We start from the raw sequence: 21,081 nt of genomic DNA on the forward strand, positions 1-21,081 counted from the left end.
TGGGAAATGTGCTACAGTTCTTCATTTCGATTTTCTAATATGTTCACAAGATCTTCCATTTCATGCGTTTTAACTCTCGCCATAAGCTCTTCGACTGCTTCTTTCGGATCTTTTTCGTGAAACAGCACTTCATAAAGGACATTGGCAATCGGCATTTTTACTGAATATTTTTCAGAAAGCTGTTTAGCTGCTTTTGTTGTTCTTACTCCTTCGACAACCATTCCCATGCTTTCTAAAACTTCATCTAGTTTTTTACCCTTTCCTAGCAAATGGCCGGCACGCCAATTGCGGGAATGCACACTTGTGCAAGTGACAATTAAGTCGCCGATTCCGGCAAGACCAGAAAATGTTAATGGATTGGCACCCATTTTACAGCCTAATCTTGAAATTTCCGCCAATCCTCTAGTTATTAAAGCAGCCTTCGCATTGTCCCCGTATCCAAGGCCATCGCTGATTCCGGCAGCTAAAGCAATAATGTTTTTCAGCGCTCCTCCAATTTCAACCCCGATTATATCCGGATTCGTATACACACGAAAATAGCGGTTAATAAATAAATCTTGAACAAATTTTGCTGCTTGAATATTTTTGCTCGCAGAAGTCACTGTTGTCGGCTGTCTCAAAGACACTTCTTCCGCATGGCTTGGACCTGATAATACAACTACGTCCTTCAAAAGGTGAGGAGGCATTTCTTCTTCAATAATTTCGGAAATTCTTTTTAATGAACCCGGCTCAATCCCTTTTGAAACATGGACAATTAAAATCGGCCGATCAATGGCTTCTCTTAATTGACTCAGTACTTCTCTTATCGCTTTTGTCGGGACTGCCAAGACAATCGTTTCCACATTTTCAACCGCATCCTTTAAGGAATAAAATCCGGTTAAATTGTCCGGCAATGGGACATTTGGCAAATATTTCTCATTTTTTTTTGTACGATTGATCGCTTCTATATGTTCTTTCCGATGTCCCCAAAGATGCACTTCATGACCATTGTCGCAAAGAACAATTGCAAGCGCTGTTCCCCAGCTTCCAGCTCCCAATATTGCCACCTTCGCCAAATTGCTCACTTCCTTTTATTTATCTTCTTTTTCTCGCAATGATTTTAATAGGGGTTCCTTCAAACCCGAATGCATCGCGAATACGATTTTCCAAAAAACGTTCATATGAAAAATGAAGAAGCTCCGGATCATTTACAAATATGACAAATGTAGGCGGTTTAACAGAAACTTGTGTTGCATAATAGATTTTTAATCTCGTACCGTGGTCCGTTGGAGTCGGATTCATAGCAACGGCATCCATGATCACATCATTCAATACGTTTGTTTGGACACGCATCGCATGATTCTCGCTGGCAAGAATAATTTGAGGCATTAATGTGTGCAATCTCTTCTTCGTTTTTGCGGACAAAAAGACGATTGGCGCATAGTCTAAAAATAAAAATTGATCGCGAATATCTTTTTCAAACTCTCTCATCGTTCTTTCATCTTTTTCCACTGCATCCCATTTGTTCACTACAATGACAACGGCTTTCCCGGCTTCATGGGCGTAGCCAGCAATTCGCTTGTCTTGTTCAATAATTCCTTCCTCTGCATTTAAAACAACTAACACTACGTCAGAGCGTTCAATCGCTTTAAGCGCCCGCAAAACACTGTATTTTTCTGTTGTCTCATAAATTTTTCCTTTTTTTCTCATGCCAGCTGTATCAATGATGACAAACTCCTGCTTGTTATACGTAAACTTAGTGTCAATAGCGTCTCGTGTTGTTCCAGCAATTTCGCTGACGATCACTCTTTCTTCTCCTAAAATAGCATTTACTAAGGAAGATTTTCCGACATTTGGTCGGCCAATCAAAGAAAATTTAATGATGCCTTCATCATCATTTTCTGATTGGGGTTTTGGAAAATGTTTGCATACTGCATCCAAAAGATCTCCCAGTCCGAGCCCATGCGCTCCTGATATCGGGTACGGTTCTCCAAAGCCAAGAGAATAAAATTCATATATATTTTCCCTCATATCCGGGTTGTCCATTTTATTAACGGCAAGGACAACGGGTTTGTTTGAGCGGTACAATATTTTTGCAACTTCTTCATCAGCGGGAGTTACGCCTTCTCGACCGTTAGTAATGAAAATAATTACATCCGCTTCTTCAATCGCAATTTCCGCCTGATGGCGAATTTGTGCTAGAAACGGTTCATCCCCAATTTCAATTCCACCTGTATCGATCAAGTTAAATTGGAAATTCAGCCATTCACAAGGTGCATAAATACGGTCACGGGTAACACCAGGTATATCTTCTACAATTGAAATACGTTCACCGACAATTCGATTAAAAATCGTCGATTTGCCGACATTTGGTCGACCGACAATAGCCACAACAGGTTTCGGCATACTAAAACTTCCTTCCTAATTTAAAACTCATCACATTTTTCACTATGTATAATGTTAAAGGGGCTACGCCTTCAAGAAATCGCAGCATGTTTTCGCCTAACTCCTTTTTCGGCATGCCCCGGAAGTTTTTTACCAAGCTTTTTTCCAACTACCCTATTATATAGCAGTTTATGAAATTGAACAACTGCCTTAAAAATGTTTCACAATGATATATATTTCCTCGCTTATGGCATGAGCAATTCCATCTAGAATCGCTTCTAAATTTTTTGCAATCGAATCCATTTCTTTTTGGTTATCACAAATAAAAACAGGTGCACCGCCTTTTATTTTTTTCTCATTTGTCGTAACGACCGCTAAAACCGCTTTCTCTAAAACCATCGTTTTTTCTCACCTTTCCTATTTGCCTTCGACTCCGTCGGCATGCGAATGGCATTTTCAAGCGTTGGCACGTTGCTGATCACTCGAATGGCAATATCCAAATCATGTTTTTGAGGAAGCACAAACACGCCGACTCTTCCATCTTCAAGATCTCGTTTTGCCAATGGGACTAATGATGGTTCACCCGCATCGCGGTTTACGCCCAGCGCAGTTGAGACATCATGGAGAATCGCCTGACGTTGTCCGATGTTGGCAATCGTTGTTCTCGCATCAAATGATTTTGGTGTCAAAATAAACCCCATGCCATATTTTAAAACTAGTTCACGTTTTTCCGGGATGCCGATATTCATAATATAAATGTCATCGACATACAAGCCTGCACCGTCAAAATGCGGCTTTACATATTGAATGTCAACAATATCTTTCAATGTGCCTCCAGACATTAACACTTTAGAAATGATAAAGCAAACGACCGTCATCACAAGAGCCATCCAAAAGCCAAAGATTAAATAAGCAAGCGTAACAAATAAAGATGTGAAAATCACTAAATAATTTCTGCTTTCAAAGGCGATTGCTATTCCTTCAATATATGTACTTCCCCGAGGAACAAGCTCATATTGATCGAGCTCTGACAGTGTATTTCTTTCCATGTTGCGGACTTCGCGAAACTGCGATGCAGCCAACGTTAAAAAAGTAATGGCAGTAAACTCCTTTTCCATTATGGCCGGAACAGCAATCGTGCCGAGTCCCGCTGCTATAAATCCAAGTGCGATATGAATAATTTTTCCGTGCAAATATGTGGGATATTGGCGATAATCGGTTTTTAGCATAAAAAGACGGGCTAACACACCTACGAAGACACCATAAAAAATAGGAAGCGTGTATTCATTCATGTCCCTTGCCTCTCCCTTGCATGTTTTTTGAATATATGTTCTAAAGAAGCAGCGAATGTTTTGAATGACGCCCATATGAGCAATGAAAAGATTCCGATTGACAGCATATCAAGAAAAGGAAAGTCGCCTATTACAATCGGCCGATAATAAGAATAAACTGCAGACGAAAAAAGAGCTTCTCCGTAACAAGACCCCAATATAAAAAAGGCCATTCCTTCAAAAAAATCTTTGCTCAGCATATTGGATAAAATGACTCCTAATATAGATAAATACATCTGAACGTCAAGTAAAAACCAGACAGGATCAAATAAATAAAACAGCTTGACTCCTGCATAGGCAACCGTAATGATCAAAACGGAAAATAATGAATAAAATAAACGCTTAGTTCTATACAAGATGAAAAAACTAAGCAAAGCAAATAAGATATACGAAAAACCAACATGTATTTGTGTAAAGTGTATAAACGTTGCACTTCCTAAAATATTTAACAATATAAAAAAGGAGAGCCAAAAACGAGCATCCGTTTTTGGAAGCCAAAATGTTACAATTACCCAAATCATCCACATGAACCAATAATAATATATTCCTTCCATCTCCAACCTCCTACTATTTCCATTATGTGAAAAATTTATGGATGTTAACCGTACAAATTTTGAAACCAAAGCTAAAAGCGTATAAAAAGCAGTTAAAGGGCTGTGGGAGAATTGATTGCTGATGGATTGCTGTGAGAGGAAAATGTAAACATTTCACTGCCCGTCAAGAAATGAATTTTCGCTATTTTTTTAGAACTCATAAGCCGATCTGTTTAATGGCAGAATGTCCGTATAATTTCTTTTCATAAAAAAAGGCTTCTAAATCATTATTTGTTTTTTTAGGAGGGAGTTTTTCTGCAAAAAAATTGTGGGCTAATGAATACAGGCTGGATGGATCATTTGTTTATCTGCACAAGTTTTGATTTTTAATGGAGATACGAACGCAAAACGGACGTATCGCTTGCTTATTAAAAGCAGCGAAGAATTTTGTTCGCACATATAATCACGATATAGAGCAGCTTAGCAAAAATCGAACCGATACTGCAGAACTCAAAAGACAGCTTATTGAAGTGATATGGAAGCTATATACTAGGCAAGGCTTCGAACAATAACAGCTTATTACAGGGAGGATGGATCGTATCATTCTCAAGGATTTATGAAAAGAACAGCAGTGGAGAAGATGATAAAACAGCTCGTTATATGCTGGGCGGTGCTTATTGAGTCTTTTTGGAGAACGCTCAAATGCGAAACGTAGATTTCGTTTGAGGACTGGCAATCGATACAAATTACCCTCATAAAACGACTAAACGGCCTCAGCCCTATGGAATATAGAGATAAAGCCGCTTAGATCATTTTTTATTCCGCTGTCACCTTGACAAGGGGCAGCTCGCGATAATCGCCTTTGTCTTTATTTTAATTTATTTAATTGCTCTCCGATCATTTCACTTAGTTGAAATCCTGTCGATTCCTCTTTCGGACGATATTTGCGAAAATCTTCTTCACTACCGGGCCCATCATCTTCCAATTCCTTTATGCTTAAGGAAATCCGTTTCTCTTCTTCGTTTACATCAAGCACTTTTACTTTTACCTTTTGTCCTTCTTCTAATACTTCTTGAGGAGTGCCTATATGTTTTTTAGAAATTTGCGATATATGGACAAGACCTTCTACTCCAGGTAAAACTTCAACAAAAGCTCCGAATGAGACGAGGCGTTGTACAGTTCCTTCGACAACATCACCGGATTTGATTTTTTCAGAAATGTTTTCCCATGGACCAGGCAATGTTTCTTTAATCGATAGTGAAACCCGTCCATTATCCCGATCGACAGACAAAACTTTCACTTTTACCTTTTCGCCTTCTTGAAGCACATCTGACGGTTTATCTACATGAGCATGAGAGATCTGAGAAATATGTACAAGACCGTCAATCCCGCCGATGTCAACAAAGGCTCCGAAATCGGCTAAACGTTGGACTGTTCCTTCCAATACATCACCAGGCTGAATCGACTGAAGCACTTGCTGTTTTTTCTCTTCCTGCTCCTTTTCCACTACAGCACGATGAGACAAAATCACTCGATTTTTTTCACGGTTTAGCTCCACAACCATCAATGTCAATGTTTTTCCTTTATAATCTGAAAAATCCTCAACATAGTGAGGTTCAACCAATGAAGCAGGAATAAATCCGCGGACGCCCAGGTCTACCACTAAACCGCCTTTTACGACATCCTTCACTTCTGCCTCAAATACTTCTTTATTTTCAAATTTTCTCTCTAATTCCACCCAAGCTTTATCCGCAGCCACTTTGCTTTTCGATAAAATGACTGCTTCTTCCTCAACTTTAATGACCGCTAGTTCAAGCTTGTCATTTTCCTTTACAACATCTGAAGCTTTTTCAATATGCAAACTAGACAGTTCACTAATCGGAATGATGCCCATTTGTTTGCAATTTTTAATATCAACAATCACCTGCTTATCTTCCACTTTTGTTACAATTCCCTCTACAACGTCTCCCACTTCAGGCACAAAAACTTCACCTTGATTGATGTCCTCTACCATACCATTTACCTCCTTGGTCAAGCCATAGCAACTCAACAAAATATGTACCATTCTATTTAGTATGTCACAAGCTACTCTAAATAGAATGAAAAATACCTCTTTTCTATAAGTTCTAACAAAAAATTCCGTTTGTCAAGTTAAATCCATTGATTACCTATATTTTTCGAGCAAATTTCTAATTTCTGTCATGATTTTATCGGTCGCTTCTTCAGCTGAAATTTTTTTGTTTCGATAAGATGTAAAATCAATGGCTGGTCCGAAAATGACTTTCGTTTTCCGAAACGGTTTGTAAGAACTGACGACGGCGCATGGCAAGACGACACAATCTGATCTTAAGGCAAAAAAACCTGCACCAGCCAAACCTTTTCCGAGTTCACCTGTTTTGCTTCTCGTTCCTTCCGGAAAAATGGCTAAAACTTCTCTTTCTTTTAATATTTTCAAGCCTGTTCTTAACGCCTCTCGATCGGAAAAGCCCCTTTTGACCGGAAACGCCCCCAATGCCCGGACGATCAGGCTGAAAACCGGAATTTTAAACAGCTCCTCTTTAGCCATAAAACGGAGCTGCCTTGGTGAAACGATACCAATCGTCGGAGGGTCCAAATTATTAATATGATTGGAACAAAGCAGCACGGCACCATCCATTGGAAAATGTTCCTTTCCGATCACTTCGACCCGAAAGAGCGGTTTAATAAAGCAGTAAACAATTGCCCTTGCAAATTGATAAAATTTACCCATTTCTTACAGCCTTTCTTTTACCAATTCTTTAATTAATTCCGCCACCTCTTCAATCGTCAATGAAGTTGTATCGATTTCGACGGCATCCGGCGCTTTTTTTAATGGGGCAGTTGCCCTCGTGGAATCAAGGTTATCTCTTTCTTCAATTTCTTTCTTTAATTGTGTTAAATCGGATGTAAAACCTTTTCTTAAATTCTCCTCATACCTTCTTTTTGCTCTTTCCTCTACAGAAGCCTTTAAAAATATTTTCAACTCCGCATTCGGCAGCACATGAGTGCCGATATCCCTGCCATCCATGACAACGCCGCCGTTTCCTGCAAGCTGTTTTTGCCTTTTCACCATTTCCTCCCGCACATTAGGATGTTTGGAAACAGTGGAAACATGCTTTGTTACTTCATTGGAACGGATAATCGCCGTTACGTCTTCACCGTTTACTAGCACTTGCTGACCTTCATTTACCGGCTTCAGTTCAATCGTCATTTCATTCAAAAGCTTGGTGAGCGCTTTTTCATCCTCCAAAGAAATGCCATTCTGTAAAGCTTTCAAAGTGAGAGCTCTGTACATCGCACCCGTATCAATGTATGTATAGCCTAAATCTTTTGCGATTTTTTTGGCAACTGTGCTTTTCCCGGCAGCTGCCGGACCGTCGATTGCAATGGAAATTTTTTTACTCATAATACCTCCTAGCTAGTTTCAAAAAATATGTATCTATTTTTTTTGGAATACAGAAAGAAAAGCAGGGGTTTCCTGCTCTTTTAGCGGCTGATAGTTTCCACCCATTCGGAGATGGACATGTTTCCAACACCTTCATATTGCACGGCTTTTGATAAATATGGCTTCAATTCAGAATGGCGCAAAAAAAGCTGAGCCGCAATTAACATAATGAATTGTATAATGATCAATTTGATCAATATTTGTTCAAAGCGCTTCACAAAAAACATCCTTTTGCCATTTTTTATAAATAGTATGGACAGCCTTGCCGGTATTATTCATTCAAAATTCCTTTCTTTTTCATTTGCAGCTGCTGTTCAAAGCAAAAGCGAATCAATTTTTGCCGCGTCTTTTCGTCAATGTCGATAAATGCTATGGAAGCGAGCTTATGATGTTCCGCTTCCACAACTCTGAGCGCCTTCCCTGTTACCTTATAATATTCAATCGTTCCGTCCATAAACGTGAGCACCATATAAATATGTATATTTTCATTTAGCGGTACGTCCACACCATTTGGAATAATGATTGAAATGCCGCCAGCACTTATGTCGTTTGTAACTGTTGTAAATGGGGCGAATTCCTGATTAATGGCGTGTATGGCTACATCAACGGCTGTCTCGATTCTGACAAATTGCCGCCTTTGGATCTCCTCCATATACTCAGGTGCCTGAAGCATGATCATCGGGAGGTTATCTTTTTTCTTGCCAAGAACTTTAGTACGAAATTTATACGGTTTTTTTTCGCTGTTCACAAATGTTGCAACGAGCTCGGTACCGTTTGGTAAGAAAACAGTTTTTCCTGTCTTGCTATTTATAGGAAAATCAATATAAAGAATGTTTTCTTCTTGGTCCACAAGTTTGCATTTTAGTATTTGATCTTGGCCAGAAAGTTCCAATGTGATCATCGTACCAATTTTTATCAACGTTACCACTCTTTCAATGTAATAAGCGCTCTACATTTATTAAAACATGAAATGAAAAAAAGGGAAAGCCTAAAAATCGACTCCCCTTTTTGTGATTAAAGTTCTCTGAATAACGGTTCAGCACTTTGCAATTTTTCCACTTTTTCTTCCGTTCCGTCCATTGCGTTGATGAAAATGCGGTACGTGTCTTGGTCAATCGTTCCTAAAAATTCATAGCACAGCACTTCTTCGCCGGCATCATTTGTCACAACAGCTAATCGATCCTCCTGAATTTCAACGTTAGAATGGACTGATTTTTTCGCTTCTTCTTTTGTAATAGCCGGTTTCGGCAAATTTCTTTTTTTGTGCGCTGCTAAATAATCACGTCCAGAATAACCTATAATTTCTCCGTTGTCCAACGCTACCTTTAAACGAACTGCATCAGGATATAGACGTACACCTTTGTAATTAGAAACAAATGTGAAAACACCAATGTTGTCATATTGTGCACTCTCATAAAGCTCTAAATCCTTAAATTTTAGCTTTTTCAAAAATTCCGTTGCTCGGTTGGATGCTTCATTTAAGCTGATTTTTTGTTGTTTAATATCTCTGTTGTGCAATAAATAAATTAAATGACCGCCTTTTTTCGTGATATCCATATAAACATCATGTTTATTTCCTTTATCATGCATAGTAATGCTGTAAAACTGAATGTCTGATCCTTTACCATTTGTTGTTACATCTACTCGTTCTACATTTTTAGGGGCAAATCGTTTTGCGATTTGTTTTGCTTCTTGCTCTGATATTTCCTTTCCAGTTAATTGTTCAAATCCTTTTTTAGGCTTTTGCAGCGCTGTTGCCGTTGGACCGAAATTAGTTTCGGAATAGCCTTCAACATTTTTTTCTACCGTTTTAAATCCATCAATGATCGTATTGTCCATTTGTTTTTGCCCTGATGCTAGTGCGAGTTCAACATCCATCCAGCGCAGATTGTTTTTTAAGATTAAATGCTGGACGTTTCTCAATTCGTCTTGTATGTCTTTTGCATTTTTATACAATTTTTTTAACGTTTCATATTCTTGATCCGTTAACGGATCTTTGTTTAAATCTCTCACTGCTGTTTGATAACTAAATTTACCAATATTTGATAAAAATTCCTCTGTTTTATTGAAAGGTAAAAGAGTTAACGGAAGCTGGCCGACATCATTGTGCGCTTCCGATGTAATTCTCCAAACTTCCGCCAGCGCCGGTGACAATGATTTTCTTGAATTCATGGCGAGTGTCTCGCCAATTTTGTCATGAAGCTGATCCACTTGATAGGTTAGATCGTGAAAAGCCCGCTGGTAATTGTTTTCTGCATGAATTAATACGGCGTTTTTTTCCTGATGCTCTTTATATCCCCAGTAGCCTGTTCCGATTAAGGCCACTGTAAGCAGCCCGATTAATAATCCTCGAAGCATATTGAATCACCTCACTATTCACAGAATATGTGTTTTCCGATTTTCTTGATTTGCGGCCGCGTCCATATCCATGGGCTTGTTGCTGTATCAGGATTGAAATAATAGAGAGCTTCTTCTGTCGGATCCCACCCGTTAATGGCGTCCATCACCGCTTTTCTCGCTGTTTCATTTGGTGTCAAATATATTTGTCCATCGCTGACAGCTGTAAAAGCACCCGGTTCAAAAATAACACCAGCAACCGTATTTGGAAATGTCGGGCTGTTCAGTCGGTTTAAAATAACTGCCGCAACTGCTACTTGACCAATATAAGGCTCGCCACGGGCTTCTCCGTAAACGGCATTGGCTAAAAGATTTAAGTCATTTTGTGAAAAGCCTCCAGGCATATTCACCGCCATCGGCTGTACCGATTTCCCTGTTTGTTGTTTATTTTGGGCTGCTTGCTGTTTAGGAGCAGCCTGCTTTTGCCCTTGTCCAGCCTGACCAGCTTGTTGTTTTTTTGGCGGTACATTTTTTGCGAGATTTTTTTCGGTTTGCTTCCGCCATTTTGCGCGCAGCTCCTCAGAAGGCGCTGTTTGGATTTTTAGCGGCACTCCGCCATAATGGGTAAAGTCTCTGCCTTTTCGAATTTGTTCGTGGACAAAAGACTTATAATATTTTGTCGTATTGATAAGCTTTTGTTTTGTTTCAGGACCAACTAAACCATCTACTTCTTTAAGTCCGAAATTATTTTGAAATTTTCTAACTGCCCAATAAGTATTCCATCCATATACCCCATCAATTTTCCCATGATAATATCCGTTATATTGAAGTCTTGCCTGCAGTTCAATGACATCATCACCTGTCGCACCTCTCTGAATCACTTGTTCGCTAAAAGCATGAACATGCAGCTGATTGTTAGAAAGAATAAGAAAAACGATTAAAACAAAAGCGTTTGCGAGCAGATATTTCATGTTTTTTCCCATCATCATGCCTCCTCACTTTATATCGTTACATGTATTTTCTGTAGTAGATGTCATTTTATACAACAAAAAAACCGGCTCATGCCGGTTCAAAAATTTTTTTATCCTGATATTGTTTCGATATTTTGCTTGTATGCCATGCGCGCTTTTTTTGCTTTATGAAGCCCAAACCACCATAAAAACACCATAAACGGAGTGACCCAAAACTTCCAGTCTTCATTGGAAAGCAAGATATAATTGTACGTTCCGTGCAAAAGAAACGGAATAACTAGAGAATAAAAGAGCCATCTTTTTTTAAGCCTATCATTCGAAAATTTGCTTTTTCCTAAATAATACCCCATGATGACACCGAACAATGCATGGCTTGGGACTGGAAAAATTGCGCGCCCGAATGCTAACTCCACACCGTTCGCAATTAAATATAAAATATTTTCCAATGTCGCAAAGCCGAGAGAGATGGACACACCATAAACGATTCCATCGTAATGTTCATCAAAATGAAAATGGGAGTAAATTGTAAAATAAAAAATAAACCATTTAAAAAACTCTTCCAATAAACTCGAAGCAAAGAAAGCTTGTAAAAAAGAAGAGGGAAATACATTTTCTGTTTCCAGAACGTATTCAATAAACATAATTGGAAAAACAAGCAGCGCACCGAAAATAAACGACCGAACAACCATGTAAAGGGGTTCCATTTCATATTGATCCTTCAAATAAAAATATGAAAGTATTGCCAGCCCTGGTGCAATGCCTGCTGTAATAATCGCAATCATAATGACAGCCTCTTTTCTTCTAGTTTCTCCTTATTTATGTATAGATTTATCAGAATGTTCCTTTTAAAATAAAACAAAATAAAAGAATGAGAAATGATGATTCATGTTAGAGCAGCAGTAAGTTGTTAAAAACATCCTTTTGATAAAATGGTAACATGTATATGACAAAATGAAAATCAAAAATAAGCATGAAAAAATGAAACTTTAATGAAAGGGATAAAAAGATGAAGAAAGTATTGATTTTACATACAGGCGGTACAATTTCAATGCTGGAAGATGAACAAAGCGGTGCAGTGAGACCTGAAGGGTCCAATCCACTAACAAATTTTTCATTGAATGTAAACAATGTACAAACAATCGTAAAAGAGCTTTTTAACTTACCTTCCCCGCATATAACTCCTAAGGAAATGCTGGAAATTAAAAAAGAAATCGAACATCATGCCAAAAATGGAAGCATCGACGGTGTCGTCGTCACTCATGGAACGGATACTTTAGAAGAAACAGCTTATTTTTTAGATTTGGCTCTTGACCTTCCCATCCCCGTTGTTGTAACGGGTGCGATGAGGTCAAATAATGAACTCGGATCAGACGGATTATATAATTTATTAATGTCCATAAAAGTTGCTGCTTCCGACGAAGCGAAAAACCTTGGTGTGTTAGTTGTCATGAATGACGAGATTCATACAGCAAAAAACGTCACAAAAACGCATACAAGCAATATCGCTACATTCCAAAGTCCGCAATACGGACCGATCGGTATTGTGAACAAAAAAATTCTGACATTTCATCACTATCCGTTAAGAAAAGAAACATATAGTATAACGAAAATCTCTAAACATGTGCTCCTTTTAAAGGCGTATGCAGGCATGGATGAAAAAATAATGGAAGCAGTTGAAGGACTGAATCCGGATGGAATCGTCATTGAAGCTTTAGGGCAAGGAAATTTGCCGCCGGCTTTAGTCCCCGGCATGAAACGGCTTATTGAGAAGAAAGTGCCGATCGTCATTGTCTCACGATGTTTTAACGGCATTGTGCAGGATGTCTATGATTATCAGGGCGGAGGAAAACATTTAAAACAGCTTGGCGTTATATTTTCGAACGGATTAAACGGGCAAAAAGCTAGAATAAAGCTTTTAGTGGCTTTAGAAAAAACGAGCGATTTAACTGAAATAGAAGAAATGTTTTCGAAATAATAAGCTGTTGTGATGATCAACACAAATTTTACTAAAAAATGTTACAAGTAAAAAAGGGGTGTCTAATAAGTCGTTTTTACGGCTTATTGACGCCCCCATTAATGTTGATATATCGGTGTTTATGATTTTTTGTTTTCAATGGCGATTTGATTTCTGGACGGCCCCACAACTTATGAAAGCAACAAAATCAAGTAGAGAAAAACGGATTGTTTTTCTCTACTTGATTATTTTCGGGACATCCCTATTTTTATACTCTTTTGATAATTTCTTCTGCGATCAATTCCCCGTGAAATCTGCCGTTTTCGATAAAAATCTCATTTGCATCATTTCCAGCTGCGATGACACCGGCTATAAAAATCCCGTTTACATTCGTTTCCATTGTATCGGGATTGTAGTCAGGTCTGCCTGTCTGCTCATCAATAAGTACACCCATTTTTTTCAAAAAGTTATGATCTGGATGGTAGCCAGTCATGGCAAAGACAAAATCACAAGGAATAGTTTTTTCTTCTGTTCCGTTCACAATATAACTAATAGAGTCATTTTTAATTTCTTTTACATCTGCCCGAAATTCCATTTTTATATAGCCTTTTTTGATAAGAGAATCAAATTCTGGCAATATCCAAGGCTTAATGGTTGAAGAATACCCGCTTCCTCGGTACAATACAGTTACTCTAGCCCCTGCTTTATAAAGCTCAAGTGCGGCATCAACACTTGAGTTTTTCCCGCCGATCACAACGACATCTTTATCAAAATATGGATGAGCTTCTTTAAAATAATGGAAAACGTGGGGCAGATTTTCGCCTGGAACATTCATGTAATTTGGATTATCATAATAACCTGTAGCAATCACAACAAATGACGCACGATATTTTCCTTTTTCCGTTGTTACCATGAACGTTCCGTCCTGCTGCTTTTCTACCTTCTCTACTTTTTCATATGTATGAATGCGCAAATTTTTTCGCTTCACAACTTCCCGGTAGTAAGCAAGCGCTTGATTGCGGACAGGCTTTCGGTTTTCTGTGATAAATGGGACTCCGCCAATTTCAAGCCTGTCTGCTGTGCTGAAAAAGGTTTGATGTGTTGGAAAGCGATAAATGGAATCAACAATATTTCCTTTTTCAATAACTAAAGGATTTATTCCTTTTTCCTTCAATTCGATCGCAGCCGATAGTCCACATGGACCTCCGCCGACAATGATCACTTTTTCTTCTTGCATCATGATCACTCCTATAGCATTAAGCGATTGGTGACAAAAGAAAAATTTCCCCTACATTATCATAGGGGAAACTGCAAAACGATGCAAATATTATACCCATCCGCGATATCTGCATGCTTCTGCCATTTTTCTTACGCCTACCATATATGCAGCAAGCCGCATATCTACTCTTCTGTTTTGCGCCGTTTCATATACAGTGTTAAATGCTTTCACCATCATTTTTTCCAATTTTTCTTCCACTTCTTCTTCAGACCAATAGTAGCCCTGATTATTTTGAACCCATTCGAAATAAGAAACCGTTACTCCTCCCGCGCTTGCCAATACGTCAGGAACGAGTAAAATTCCCCGGTCCGTTAAGATTTGAGTGGCTTCAACAGTTGTCGGACCGTTGGCTGCTTCTACGACAATTTGAGCCCGAATATTATGGGCATTTTCTTCTGTAATTTGGTTTTCAATCGCCGCAGGAACTAAAATTTCGCAATCAAGTTCTAACAATTCTTTATTAGTGATCGTATCATTAAACAATTTCGTAACAGTTCCGAAGCTGTCGCGCCGGTCTAATAAATAATCGATGTCAAGTCCGTCTGGATCGTACAGACCGCCGTATGCATCGGAAATACCTACAACTTTTGCTCCGGCATCATGCATAAATTTTGCTAAATAACCGCCTGCATTTCCAAATCCTTGGACAACGACCCTAGCCCCTTGTAAAGAAATTCCACGCTTTTTCGCTGCTTCGCGAATGCAAATGGTCACGCCTTTTGCCGTTGCCGATTCACGGCCATGTGAACCGCCGAGAACGAGAGGCTTGCCGGTAATAAATCCTGGCGAATTAAATTCATCAATCCGGCTGTATTCATCCATCATCCAAGCCATGATTTGCGAGTTCGTAAATACATCAGGTGCAGGTATATCTTTTGTAGGGCCAACAATTTGACTAATTGCCCGAACGTATCCTCTGCTTAATCTTTCTAATTCCCTGAACGACATATCTCTTGGATCACAAACAATTCCACCTTTTCCACCACCGTAAGGCAAATCAATAATTCCGCATTTTAGACTCATCCAAATTGAAAGCGCTTTTACCTCGTTTTCAGTTACATTTGGATGGAAGCGAACGCCTCCTTTTGTAGGTCCTACAGAATCATTATGCTGCGCCCGGTAGCCAGTAAATATTTTAACAGAACCGTCATCCATGCGAACAGGTATTTTCACTGTCAGCATGCGAATCGGCTCTTTTAATAATTCATACACCTCTTCTGGATAACCTAGTTTTCCTAACGCTTTATGTATTACCTTTTGCGTAGCTTTTAGCACATCATGCTTGTCATTGCCTTCGGCTACCATAATAAGTAAACCTCCTATATGTTCTTTAATAATGAAAAGGAAAAGTCCACCTTTCATGACTTAGTATACACCTTCTATAAATTAATTCAATCATTAATTCATAGAAAATAAAGGGATACTGAATTTCTTGTTAAAAAAAGAAAGCGGCAAACCGCTTGTTTTTTATCAAATAAAATACTGAATCTACGCAAAAAAAGCTGATAAAACATCGCTGAAAGGCGATGTTTTATCAGCCTCAGGAAAAATAGTCATTCAAAAGACGAACAGCGTGATCCTTTATCAATAATTTTCCATATTCATGCAGTCTATGAGTTGTCATATGTGTCGGCGTTCCATATTCCGCTAAAATTGCAACAAGATGCTCCGTTTCAATCTTAGAGATGTCATCAAACAGCAGGTAGTATCGTCCCTGATATGAATATAGCGCGCCTTCTGTTATTTCGAAACGTTGAAGAACTTTTGCAAGATCGAGAACATCTTCGAAATTCAAAAACTCATACAATATATCTTGATGTTCATCCACTTTTACTTGCATTTCAATATAATCATCTAAAAATTCATCTTCAAGTTCTTCATCATTATTTTTGGAAACAATAATCACCATTCCCTGTGCTTTTAGTGAATACACCTCGACCGCAATCGAACCGTTTGCATGAAAATCGAGTTCTTCACTTGCCTCATTGATCATTTCCCGGAAAAGCTGATGAACTTTTAAAGAGTTGTTCCATAGATCTTCTTTTGTTAAGCCGCGATCCGACAAATCATCTAGAGTCAGGAAAATTTTAATTTTATTATGATTAAGACGCTCGAGCCGCATCTTCTTCCCTCCTGCCGTCAATACATCATACGATATTGTATGTTGATTCTAAAAGATGGTTCTTTAGTTAGTAAACAGTTTACAATTACGAGGGGGTGAAGACAAGCATTTTTACTCACAAATCACATTTTTATTTCGTTTTATAATAGAGATTAATATCAAATTCTTTTTTCATAACAGAAAAAACCTTGTCGCGATTCATCCACTCTTCTTCGCTTTTCCAAAAATCAGTGCTTTTATCAATAATTTCCCATCTAAGCTCATGATATTCTTTTTCCGCTTTTTCTTCTTTCTTTTTAAAATAAACGGCTGTTGAATAGCTGAATGCAATCAGCAAAACGGCGAATAAGTATGATGGTTGAAAAAAATAGAATAAAACAAACAAAAGATCTGTTTCCAATCGTTGATATACGTTGAAATAAATAAACACTATAAAAATGATCACTTCCACAAATGTAATTATTTGCCAAACCAAACATATCTGTTTATATGTTTCGAATTCTCTTTTACGCTCAATGAGCCCTTGCAGCATATGCTTGGTAGGTTGATCTGTATAGGGCAGATCTTTAATTTGCCTTTCCATTCGTTTAAAATCCCCCAAAGTTTTTTGTACAAGTTATGCATGATCTTTTTCAAATATGAAAAATTTTTAGTTATTGGGGATTATCTAAAGGGATTTTTAAAACTTGTCCGACATAAATGTTGGAATCTTGAAGATGATTCCATTCTCGAATAAGCTCTTCGCCATTTCGGCTTTTATAATACTTCATCGAGATTTTATACAGCGTTTCGTTCGGCTGGACAACATGAGTAATGATGCGTCTGTTCTCTTCCATGTTTCCATCGCTTTCATTTCCAGAAATTTCTTTTCGGGTTTCGTCTCTTGTGCTGTTGGAAGAGGATTGTTCTTCAGTCGTTGGAGAAGCTTCCTGTTCATTCTGATTTCCTTCTTCTTTGTCTGAATTAGAGGAATTATTTTCTTCCACTCTCTCTTCTTGAACAGACTTCCCGCTATTATTTTTAATAATTACAGAGTCAAAATCTGAAAGATTTTCCCCGCTGCGGTTTGATTGATTTCGTTCCAAATAAGAAGTTAAAAATAAAACAACGACTGGCACTAATATAAAAAGAAAGACGAGAATACGCAAAAGCGGATAGTTCATTTTCTTTTTTTTCTTCCGCCTTTTTTTATGCACTTCACTCCGAGACGGATATGTCCCCGTTCTCTCTTTTATTTCATCAATCATTTTTTCCCTTAAACGCTCAGCTTGGTCATGTTCATACGGACTTGTCATCTTCTTCATCGTCCCTCCCATCGCCTTTACTATTTTTCAAATATTGAAAGCGAATTTGCACTGCCGATACAAAGTCGATAAGAAAATGAGCGAAAATTGTTGTTAAAATATTCTCAGTCAGTTCAAATATCACTCCGAGAAAAAAACTGACGAACAAAACCGTTGCAAATAACAGCCATTTTGAAAGATAACGAAAATGCATGAAGGCAAAGATCAAACTGGCGATAAACAGTCCAAAATGGGTTTGCAGAACCCCGCGAAACAATATTTCTTCCGCAAAAGCAACGATAAGGGTCATCCAAAAAATTTCCGGCAAGCTTCTGTTTTGAAACAGTTTTTCATTGATTCCTCCATCATCGTACCAGCTTTTTGGCGCCCATTTCATAATTACCAAATCAATGAGCAGAACGATAACTGTTGCAAGCAAGCCAACAGCTATCGTTTCCCAACTCAATTCCCATAATTGAAAAAAATCCTCCGCACGGTCAAAAAAAATGAACCCTAAAATAATCGATATAAGAAGAAATAGCGACTGAGTGACCATGAGATGAAATAAAAGCTCTCGATCGGTCATGTTCTTTATCAATTCTTCTTGTCTTTTAATCACGCCTTCACCCACTTTGACGAAACAGCCTTTTTAATTCTTGCTTCCAATCGCACTTTATCATTGGCTGGGATGAATGAATTTTTTTTCGGATAAAAAAACGATCGTTTATTCCGCAATTGTCGCAGCAAATAGAAACCTTTGTTGAAGGTTTTTCCTGAAAATAGCTTAAAATCATGTTCCGCCTGCATGCTTTTGCTCGTAAAAATGCTTCCATGTCGGCTAATTTTTTAAATTTCATTTTCATTCGATCTTCAATCTTGCTCCATACATAATTTACGATCTGATCAGTCGTCCAATGATACATGTTTTCATCCAACATTTGGAAATTATATTGTAAAAATCTCCTCTGTACATCAGACAAGCCGAAGCTGCTCCACTCTTCTTCTGTTAAATCAAAGCTTCCCTTTAACCGAATCGTTTTTACAATCAACTCAATCTCTTTTTTTTCAGGAAATTCAGAACGTATTATCGACCGGGGAAACTCCTCGTCACCCTTTGCTACAAGTGCAATTGCAATACTTTGGTTTCCATCTCTTCCTGCCCGGCCTATTTCTTGTACGTATGATTCCATGTCAGCAGGATAATGGAAATGGATGACAAATCGAACGTCTTTTTTGTTTATTCCCATTCCAAAAGCATTTGTCGCCGTTATAACCGAAAGTTCGTCATTTAAAAATTGCTGTTGAATCAACATTCTATCTTCATATTCCATTCCGCCATGATAATAAGCCGCATTTGTCATTCCCTTTTGTTCAATCCATCTGGCAAGCTCTTCCGCCCACTTTCTTGTGGAGCAATAAATGATACCCGGCCCTTCTAACATTTTCAGCCAATCGGCTAATCGCTCCAATTTTTCCTCTTGGCTGCTTACGGCTTCAACATTAATGGCAACGTTTTGCCTGTCAATAGAATGAATATGAAATGTTGCATCGGTTAAATGCAAGCATTTCGCGATATCGTTCAGCACTTCTTTAGTAGCTGTGGCGGTCATCGCCAAACAAGGGGGAGAACCGATCATCTCCCTTACCTTTCCGAGCTTTAAATAGTCAGGCCGAAAATCATGTCCCCACTGTGAAATGCAATGCGCTTCATCGACGACAAATAAAGATATTTGGATTTGCGCCAATGCATCCAATAGCCTTTTTGATTTAAACATTTCAGGCGATAAAAATATAAATTTGTAACGGTGCAATTGCCGGAAAGCATTTTCTTTTTCATATCGGGTTAAAAAGCTGTTTAATGCAATGACTCTTTTTTCTCCAAACATTTTCATCTGCTGTTCCTGGTCTTGCATAAGCGACAATAGCGGAGACACTATTAATACAGCACCTTGTAAACAATAGCCAGAAAGCTGATAGCACAATGATTTTCCACCGCCTGTCTGAAGCATGGCAACTACGTCATGTCCGCTAATAACATCTTCAATTATTTCCTTTTGTCCTGTTTTAAAGCTTGAATAACCGAATTTTTCCTTCAGCAAAGTAAAAAGATCTTTCGTCATTGCCATCTCCTTATTGCAGCCATTGCCAGCCGAATTTGAAAATAGCTGTATTGATCTTGAAGATATTCTTTAACTGTTTTCAGCTTGTTCGTTTGCAGCTTTTCAATCGCTTGCCCGATTTTGACCACATCTTCTTTGCTTACATAAGGTTCGAAGGCAAAATCGTGCATGTTTAAAGCAATCTCAACAATATGGTCCTCAATCGTATTTCTTTTAAGCTTTCGGACTGCTGCAATTTCATCAATGCCCAACCCCTCCGCCAACAAGCGGTACGTTTTTTCCGCGGATGCGGTTAGCGGGTGTTTTTTTATCAAATCTCGTAAAAGACCGAATAATATCGGATATTGATCAGAACGTTTTTGCAATTCGTTCACCATTTGAATGACGGCAGCTTGAAACATAAGCTTCAAATAAAAAGGATCTTCATTCGCAGCTGCTGCAAGCTGTTCAAAGGTGATTCCATTTTTTTTAAAGCCGGACAAACGATTGACAACTAAGATAGCTCCCTTTTCATCTAAACATTCAAGCAAACGGTTCATTTCCAAAAACGTTCGATTTCCGATATTTTTCTTTGTCTCTTTCATCCGCAATATGTATGTTTTGACAAAATGCAACAGCTGACCATTATTGGTTATAGGTAAAAATTTCGAATGGTTATAAACTAGATGGGAAACCGTTTGAACAAATAAAGATAAACGCTGCCAAAAAATTTTTCCTATATCATTGTAGGTGGCCCCATCCAGCTTATCAGGAAACGGTTTTTCTGCCAAAAATTCTTGCAGCACCCGTTCGCCGTTCATTGTGACCATATAAAACTCGCCTTTTACTTGTTTGACATATGACAGCTGAACCAATCTGTTTAACAAGTGATTATATTCTTCAAGCTCGAGCTCGCGGCAAATGCCAAATAAGTTCGATAAATGAAAAATAATGCTATCTTGAATCGTTTGAGAAGATTTTTTTCCTTTTAATAAATGAAAAACAGCTGCTTTCGATCGCTCGCATTTGAGCTGTTGAAAACAATAAAGGATGATTCCTTCCAAATAAGAGAGAGGCATTTGATCACCTTAAAAATTGAAACCTTCTGTTCAATCCTTATTTTATCAAAATTTATCCAATAATTGTCGAAAAATATATAATGAATGATTTGATTTAAGTAAGTTTATCGAAATACTATGACATTTCATCTTTTTTTATTGAAATGTTTAATATTCCATCTTACAATAATTATGTGGTATTCTGATTATTATATAAAACATTCTGAAGTGGAAGATAAATGTTTCTTTCTCTTTTATGACTTCTACTCATTTCATTTATACAGGAG

22 protein-coding genes are annotated in these 21,081 nt (G+C 38.2%); 1 reads left to right on the forward strand and 21 read right to left on the reverse strand.

What is annotated here, in order from left to right; all coding sequences use genetic code 11:
• Nucleotides 1-11: 11 nt before the first annotated feature.
• From NSQ44_RS11790 to prsW, 13 genes are all read right to left on the reverse strand, one after another.
• Nucleotides 12-1,055 (reverse strand): NAD(P)H-dependent glycerol-3-phosphate dehydrogenase, encoded by a 1,044-nt coding sequence (locus tag NSQ44_RS11790; RefSeq protein ID WP_339230456.1) that lies wholly within the window; start codon nucleotides 1,053-1,055, stop codon nucleotides 12-14.
• Nucleotides 1,056-1,074: 19 nt separating this feature from the next.
• The gene (der, locus tag NSQ44_RS11795; protein WP_063388598.1) at nucleotides 1,075-2,385 is read right to left on the reverse strand and encodes a ribosome biogenesis GTPase Der; all 1,311 of its coding nucleotides are present in this window, start codon (nucleotides 2,383-2,385) and stop codon (nucleotides 1,075-1,077) included.
• A gap of 189 nt (nucleotides 2,386-2,574) precedes the next feature.
• The gene (locus NSQ44_RS11800) at nucleotides 2,575-2,763 is read right to left on the reverse strand and encodes a capping complex subunit for YIEGIA (RefSeq protein ID WP_066251964.1); all 189 of its coding nucleotides are present in this window, start codon (nucleotides 2,761-2,763) and stop codon (nucleotides 2,575-2,577) included.
• Nucleotides 2,754-3,656, reverse strand: coding sequence for a YIEGIA family protein (locus NSQ44_RS11805; protein WP_063388600.1), 903 nt, complete (start codon nucleotides 3,654-3,656; stop codon nucleotides 2,754-2,756). The genes NSQ44_RS11800 and NSQ44_RS11805 overlap by 10 nt, the downstream gene beginning before the upstream one ends.
• Nucleotides 3,653-4,249: a YphA family membrane protein gene (locus NSQ44_RS11810; RefSeq protein WP_340857124.1), complete on the reverse strand. Its 597-nt coding sequence runs from the start codon at nucleotides 4,247-4,249 to the stop codon at nucleotides 3,653-3,655. Before NSQ44_RS11810 ends, NSQ44_RS11805 begins: the two co-directional genes overlap by 4 nt.
• A gap of 847 nt (nucleotides 4,250-5,096) precedes the next feature.
• Nucleotides 5,097-6,242, reverse strand: a complete 1,146-nt coding sequence (rpsA, locus tag NSQ44_RS11815; protein ID WP_340857125.1) for a 30S ribosomal protein S1 — start codon at nucleotides 6,240-6,242, stop codon at nucleotides 5,097-5,099.
• 150 nt (nucleotides 6,243-6,392) lie between these two features.
• A complete protein-coding gene (locus NSQ44_RS11820; RefSeq protein WP_311066281.1) occupies nucleotides 6,393-6,977 on the reverse strand; it encodes a lysophospholipid acyltransferase family protein in 585 nt (194 codons plus the stop codon).
• Between the two features lie 3 nt (nucleotides 6,978-6,980).
• The gene (gene cmk, locus NSQ44_RS11825; RefSeq protein WP_340857126.1) at nucleotides 6,981-7,652 is read right to left on the reverse strand and encodes a (d)CMP kinase; all 672 of its coding nucleotides are present in this window, start codon (nucleotides 7,650-7,652) and stop codon (nucleotides 6,981-6,983) included.
• 80 nt (nucleotides 7,653-7,732) lie between these two features.
• Nucleotides 7,733-7,918 (reverse strand): DUF5359 family protein, encoded by a 186-nt coding sequence (locus NSQ44_RS11830; RefSeq protein ID WP_232515564.1) that lies wholly within the window; start codon nucleotides 7,916-7,918, stop codon nucleotides 7,733-7,735.
• Nucleotides 7,919-7,962: 44 nt separating this feature from the next.
• The gene (locus tag NSQ44_RS11835) at nucleotides 7,963-8,610 is read right to left on the reverse strand and encodes a flagellar brake protein (RefSeq protein ID WP_340857127.1); all 648 of its coding nucleotides are present in this window, start codon (nucleotides 8,608-8,610) and stop codon (nucleotides 7,963-7,965) included.
• Nucleotides 8,611-8,705: 95 nt separating this feature from the next.
• Complete coding sequence (gene ypeB / locus NSQ44_RS11840) at nucleotides 8,706-10,049, reverse strand: germination protein YpeB (RefSeq protein ID WP_340857128.1); 1,344 nt, start codon at nucleotides 10,047-10,049, stop codon at nucleotides 8,706-8,708.
• A gap of 14 nt (nucleotides 10,050-10,063) precedes the next feature.
• Nucleotides 10,064-11,017: a spore cortex-lytic enzyme gene (gene sleB / locus NSQ44_RS11845; protein ID WP_340857129.1), complete on the reverse strand. Its 954-nt coding sequence runs from the start codon at nucleotides 11,015-11,017 to the stop codon at nucleotides 10,064-10,066.
• A gap of 92 nt (nucleotides 11,018-11,109) precedes the next feature.
• A complete protein-coding gene (gene prsW / locus NSQ44_RS11850; protein ID WP_340857130.1) occupies nucleotides 11,110-11,781 on the reverse strand; it encodes a glutamic-type intramembrane protease PrsW in 672 nt (223 codons plus the stop codon).
• A gap of 224 nt (nucleotides 11,782-12,005) precedes the next feature.
• Here prsW and NSQ44_RS11855 point away from each other — a divergent pair, with 224 nt between their 5' ends.
• The gene (locus NSQ44_RS11855; RefSeq protein WP_130156166.1) at nucleotides 12,006-12,974 is read left to right on the forward strand and encodes an asparaginase; all 969 of its coding nucleotides are present in this window, start codon (nucleotides 12,006-12,008) and stop codon (nucleotides 12,972-12,974) included.
• Nucleotides 12,975-13,221: 247 nt separating this feature from the next.
• Here the strand turns inward: NSQ44_RS11855 and NSQ44_RS11860 are convergent, their stop codons facing one another.
• The 8 genes from NSQ44_RS11860 to NSQ44_RS11895 all read right to left on the reverse strand — a co-directional run bounded on the left by NSQ44_RS11860 (nucleotide 13,222) and on the right by NSQ44_RS11895 (nucleotide 20,815).
• Complete coding sequence (locus tag NSQ44_RS11860; RefSeq protein WP_340857131.1) at nucleotides 13,222-14,190, reverse strand: YpdA family putative bacillithiol disulfide reductase; 969 nt, start codon at nucleotides 14,188-14,190, stop codon at nucleotides 13,222-13,224.
• A 90-nt stretch (nucleotides 14,191-14,280) separates the two neighbouring features.
• The gene (locus NSQ44_RS11865; protein ID WP_063388611.1) at nucleotides 14,281-15,537 is read right to left on the reverse strand and encodes a Glu/Leu/Phe/Val family dehydrogenase; all 1,257 of its coding nucleotides are present in this window, start codon (nucleotides 15,535-15,537) and stop codon (nucleotides 14,281-14,283) included.
• Nucleotides 15,538-15,772: 235 nt separating this feature from the next.
• Nucleotides 15,773-16,354 carry a genetic competence negative regulator gene (locus NSQ44_RS11870; RefSeq protein WP_063388612.1) on the reverse strand — a complete coding sequence of 194 codons (582 nt, stop codon included), beginning with the start codon at nucleotides 16,352-16,354 and terminating at the stop codon, nucleotides 15,773-15,775.
• Nucleotides 16,355-16,484: 130 nt separating this feature from the next.
• The gene (locus NSQ44_RS11875) at nucleotides 16,485-16,937 is read right to left on the reverse strand and encodes a DUF2663 family protein (protein WP_340857132.1); all 453 of its coding nucleotides are present in this window, start codon (nucleotides 16,935-16,937) and stop codon (nucleotides 16,485-16,487) included.
• 70 nt (nucleotides 16,938-17,007) lie between these two features.
• On the reverse strand, nucleotides 17,008-17,658 hold the full coding sequence (locus NSQ44_RS11880; protein WP_157728008.1) for a LysM peptidoglycan-binding domain-containing protein: 651 nt from the start codon (nucleotides 17,656-17,658) through the stop codon (nucleotides 17,008-17,010).
• Nucleotides 17,633-18,256, reverse strand: coding sequence for a CPBP family intramembrane glutamic endopeptidase (locus tag NSQ44_RS11885; protein ID WP_063388615.1), 624 nt, complete (start codon nucleotides 18,254-18,256; stop codon nucleotides 17,633-17,635). Before NSQ44_RS11885 ends, NSQ44_RS11880 begins: the two co-directional genes overlap by 26 nt.
• 4 nt (nucleotides 18,257-18,260) lie before the next feature.
• Nucleotides 18,261-19,757 (reverse strand): RecQ family ATP-dependent DNA helicase, encoded by a 1,497-nt coding sequence (locus tag NSQ44_RS11890; protein ID WP_340857133.1) that lies wholly within the window; start codon nucleotides 19,755-19,757, stop codon nucleotides 18,261-18,263.
• Nucleotides 19,754-20,815 (reverse strand): helix-turn-helix domain-containing protein, encoded by a 1,062-nt coding sequence (locus NSQ44_RS11895; protein ID WP_340857134.1) that lies wholly within the window; start codon nucleotides 20,813-20,815, stop codon nucleotides 19,754-19,756. The genes NSQ44_RS11890 and NSQ44_RS11895 overlap by 4 nt, the downstream gene beginning before the upstream one ends.
• Between the last annotated feature and the right edge of the window lie 266 nt (nucleotides 20,816-21,081).

Source organism: Aeribacillus sp. FSL M8-0254 (assembly GCF_038008845.1).
Lineage (GTDB): Bacteria > Bacillota > Bacilli > Bacillales > Aeribacillaceae > Aeribacillus > Aeribacillus composti.

What these genes read in the sequence shown, in the direction of transcription:
- NSQ44_RS11875 (WP_340857132.1), bottom strand. Translation starts at nt 16,937, where the DNA reads ATGGAAAGGCAAATTAAAGATCTGCCCTATACAGATCAACCTACCAAG.
- NSQ44_RS11860 (WP_340857131.1), bottom strand. Translation starts at nt 14,190, where the DNA reads ATGCAAGAAGAAAAAGTGATCATTGTCGGCGGAGGTCCATGTGGACTA.
- NSQ44_RS11820 (WP_311066281.1), bottom strand. Translation starts at nt 6,977, where the DNA reads ATGGGTAAATTTTATCAATTTGCAAGGGCAATTGTTTACTGCTTTATT.
- NSQ44_RS11800 (WP_066251964.1), bottom strand. Translation starts at nt 2,763, where the DNA reads ATGGTTTTAGAGAAAGCGGTTTTAGCGGTCGTTACGACAAATGAGAAA.
- cmk (WP_340857126.1), bottom strand. Translation starts at nt 7,652, where the DNA reads ATGAGTAAAAAAATTTCCATTGCAATCGACGGTCCGGCAGCTGCCGGG.
- NSQ44_RS11870 (WP_063388612.1), bottom strand. Translation starts at nt 16,354, where the DNA reads ATGCGGCTCGAGCGTCTTAATCATAATAAAATTAAAATTTTCCTGACT.
- prsW (WP_340857130.1), bottom strand. Translation starts at nt 11,781, where the DNA reads ATGATTGCGATTATTACAGCAGGCATTGCACCAGGGCTGGCAATACTT.
- NSQ44_RS11865 (WP_063388611.1), bottom strand. Translation starts at nt 15,537, where the DNA reads ATGGTAGCCGAAGGCAATGACAAGCATGATGTGCTAAAAGCTACGCAA.
- NSQ44_RS11895 (WP_340857134.1), bottom strand. Translation starts at nt 20,815, where the DNA reads ATGCCTCTCTCTTATTTGGAAGGAATCATCCTTTATTGTTTTCAACAG.
- NSQ44_RS11855 (WP_130156166.1), top strand. Translation starts at nt 12,006, where the DNA reads ATGAAGAAAGTATTGATTTTACATACAGGCGGTACAATTTCAATGCTG.
- ypeB (WP_340857128.1), bottom strand. Translation starts at nt 10,049, where the DNA reads ATGCTTCGAGGATTATTAATCGGGCTGCTTACAGTGGCCTTAATCGGA.
- NSQ44_RS11810 (WP_340857124.1), bottom strand. Translation starts at nt 4,249, where the DNA reads ATGGAAGGAATATATTATTATTGGTTCATGTGGATGATTTGGGTAATT.
- rpsA (WP_340857125.1), bottom strand. Translation starts at nt 6,242, where the DNA reads ATGGTAGAGGACATCAATCAAGGTGAAGTTTTTGTGCCTGAAGTGGGA.
- der (WP_063388598.1), bottom strand. Translation starts at nt 2,385, where the DNA reads ATGCCGAAACCTGTTGTGGCTATTGTCGGTCGACCAAATGTCGGCAAA.
- NSQ44_RS11805 (WP_063388600.1), bottom strand. Translation starts at nt 3,656, where the DNA reads ATGAATGAATACACGCTTCCTATTTTTTATGGTGTCTTCGTAGGTGTG.
- NSQ44_RS11830 (WP_232515564.1), bottom strand. Translation starts at nt 7,918, where the DNA reads ATGTTTTTTGTGAAGCGCTTTGAACAAATATTGATCAAATTGATCATT.
- NSQ44_RS11880 (WP_157728008.1), bottom strand. Translation starts at nt 17,658, where the DNA reads ATGAAGAAGATGACAAGTCCGTATGAACATGACCAAGCTGAGCGTTTA.
- sleB (WP_340857129.1), bottom strand. Translation starts at nt 11,017, where the DNA reads ATGATGATGGGAAAAAACATGAAATATCTGCTCGCAAACGCTTTTGTT.
- NSQ44_RS11890 (WP_340857133.1), bottom strand. Translation starts at nt 19,757, where the DNA reads ATGACGAAAGATCTTTTTACTTTGCTGAAGGAAAAATTCGGTTATTCA.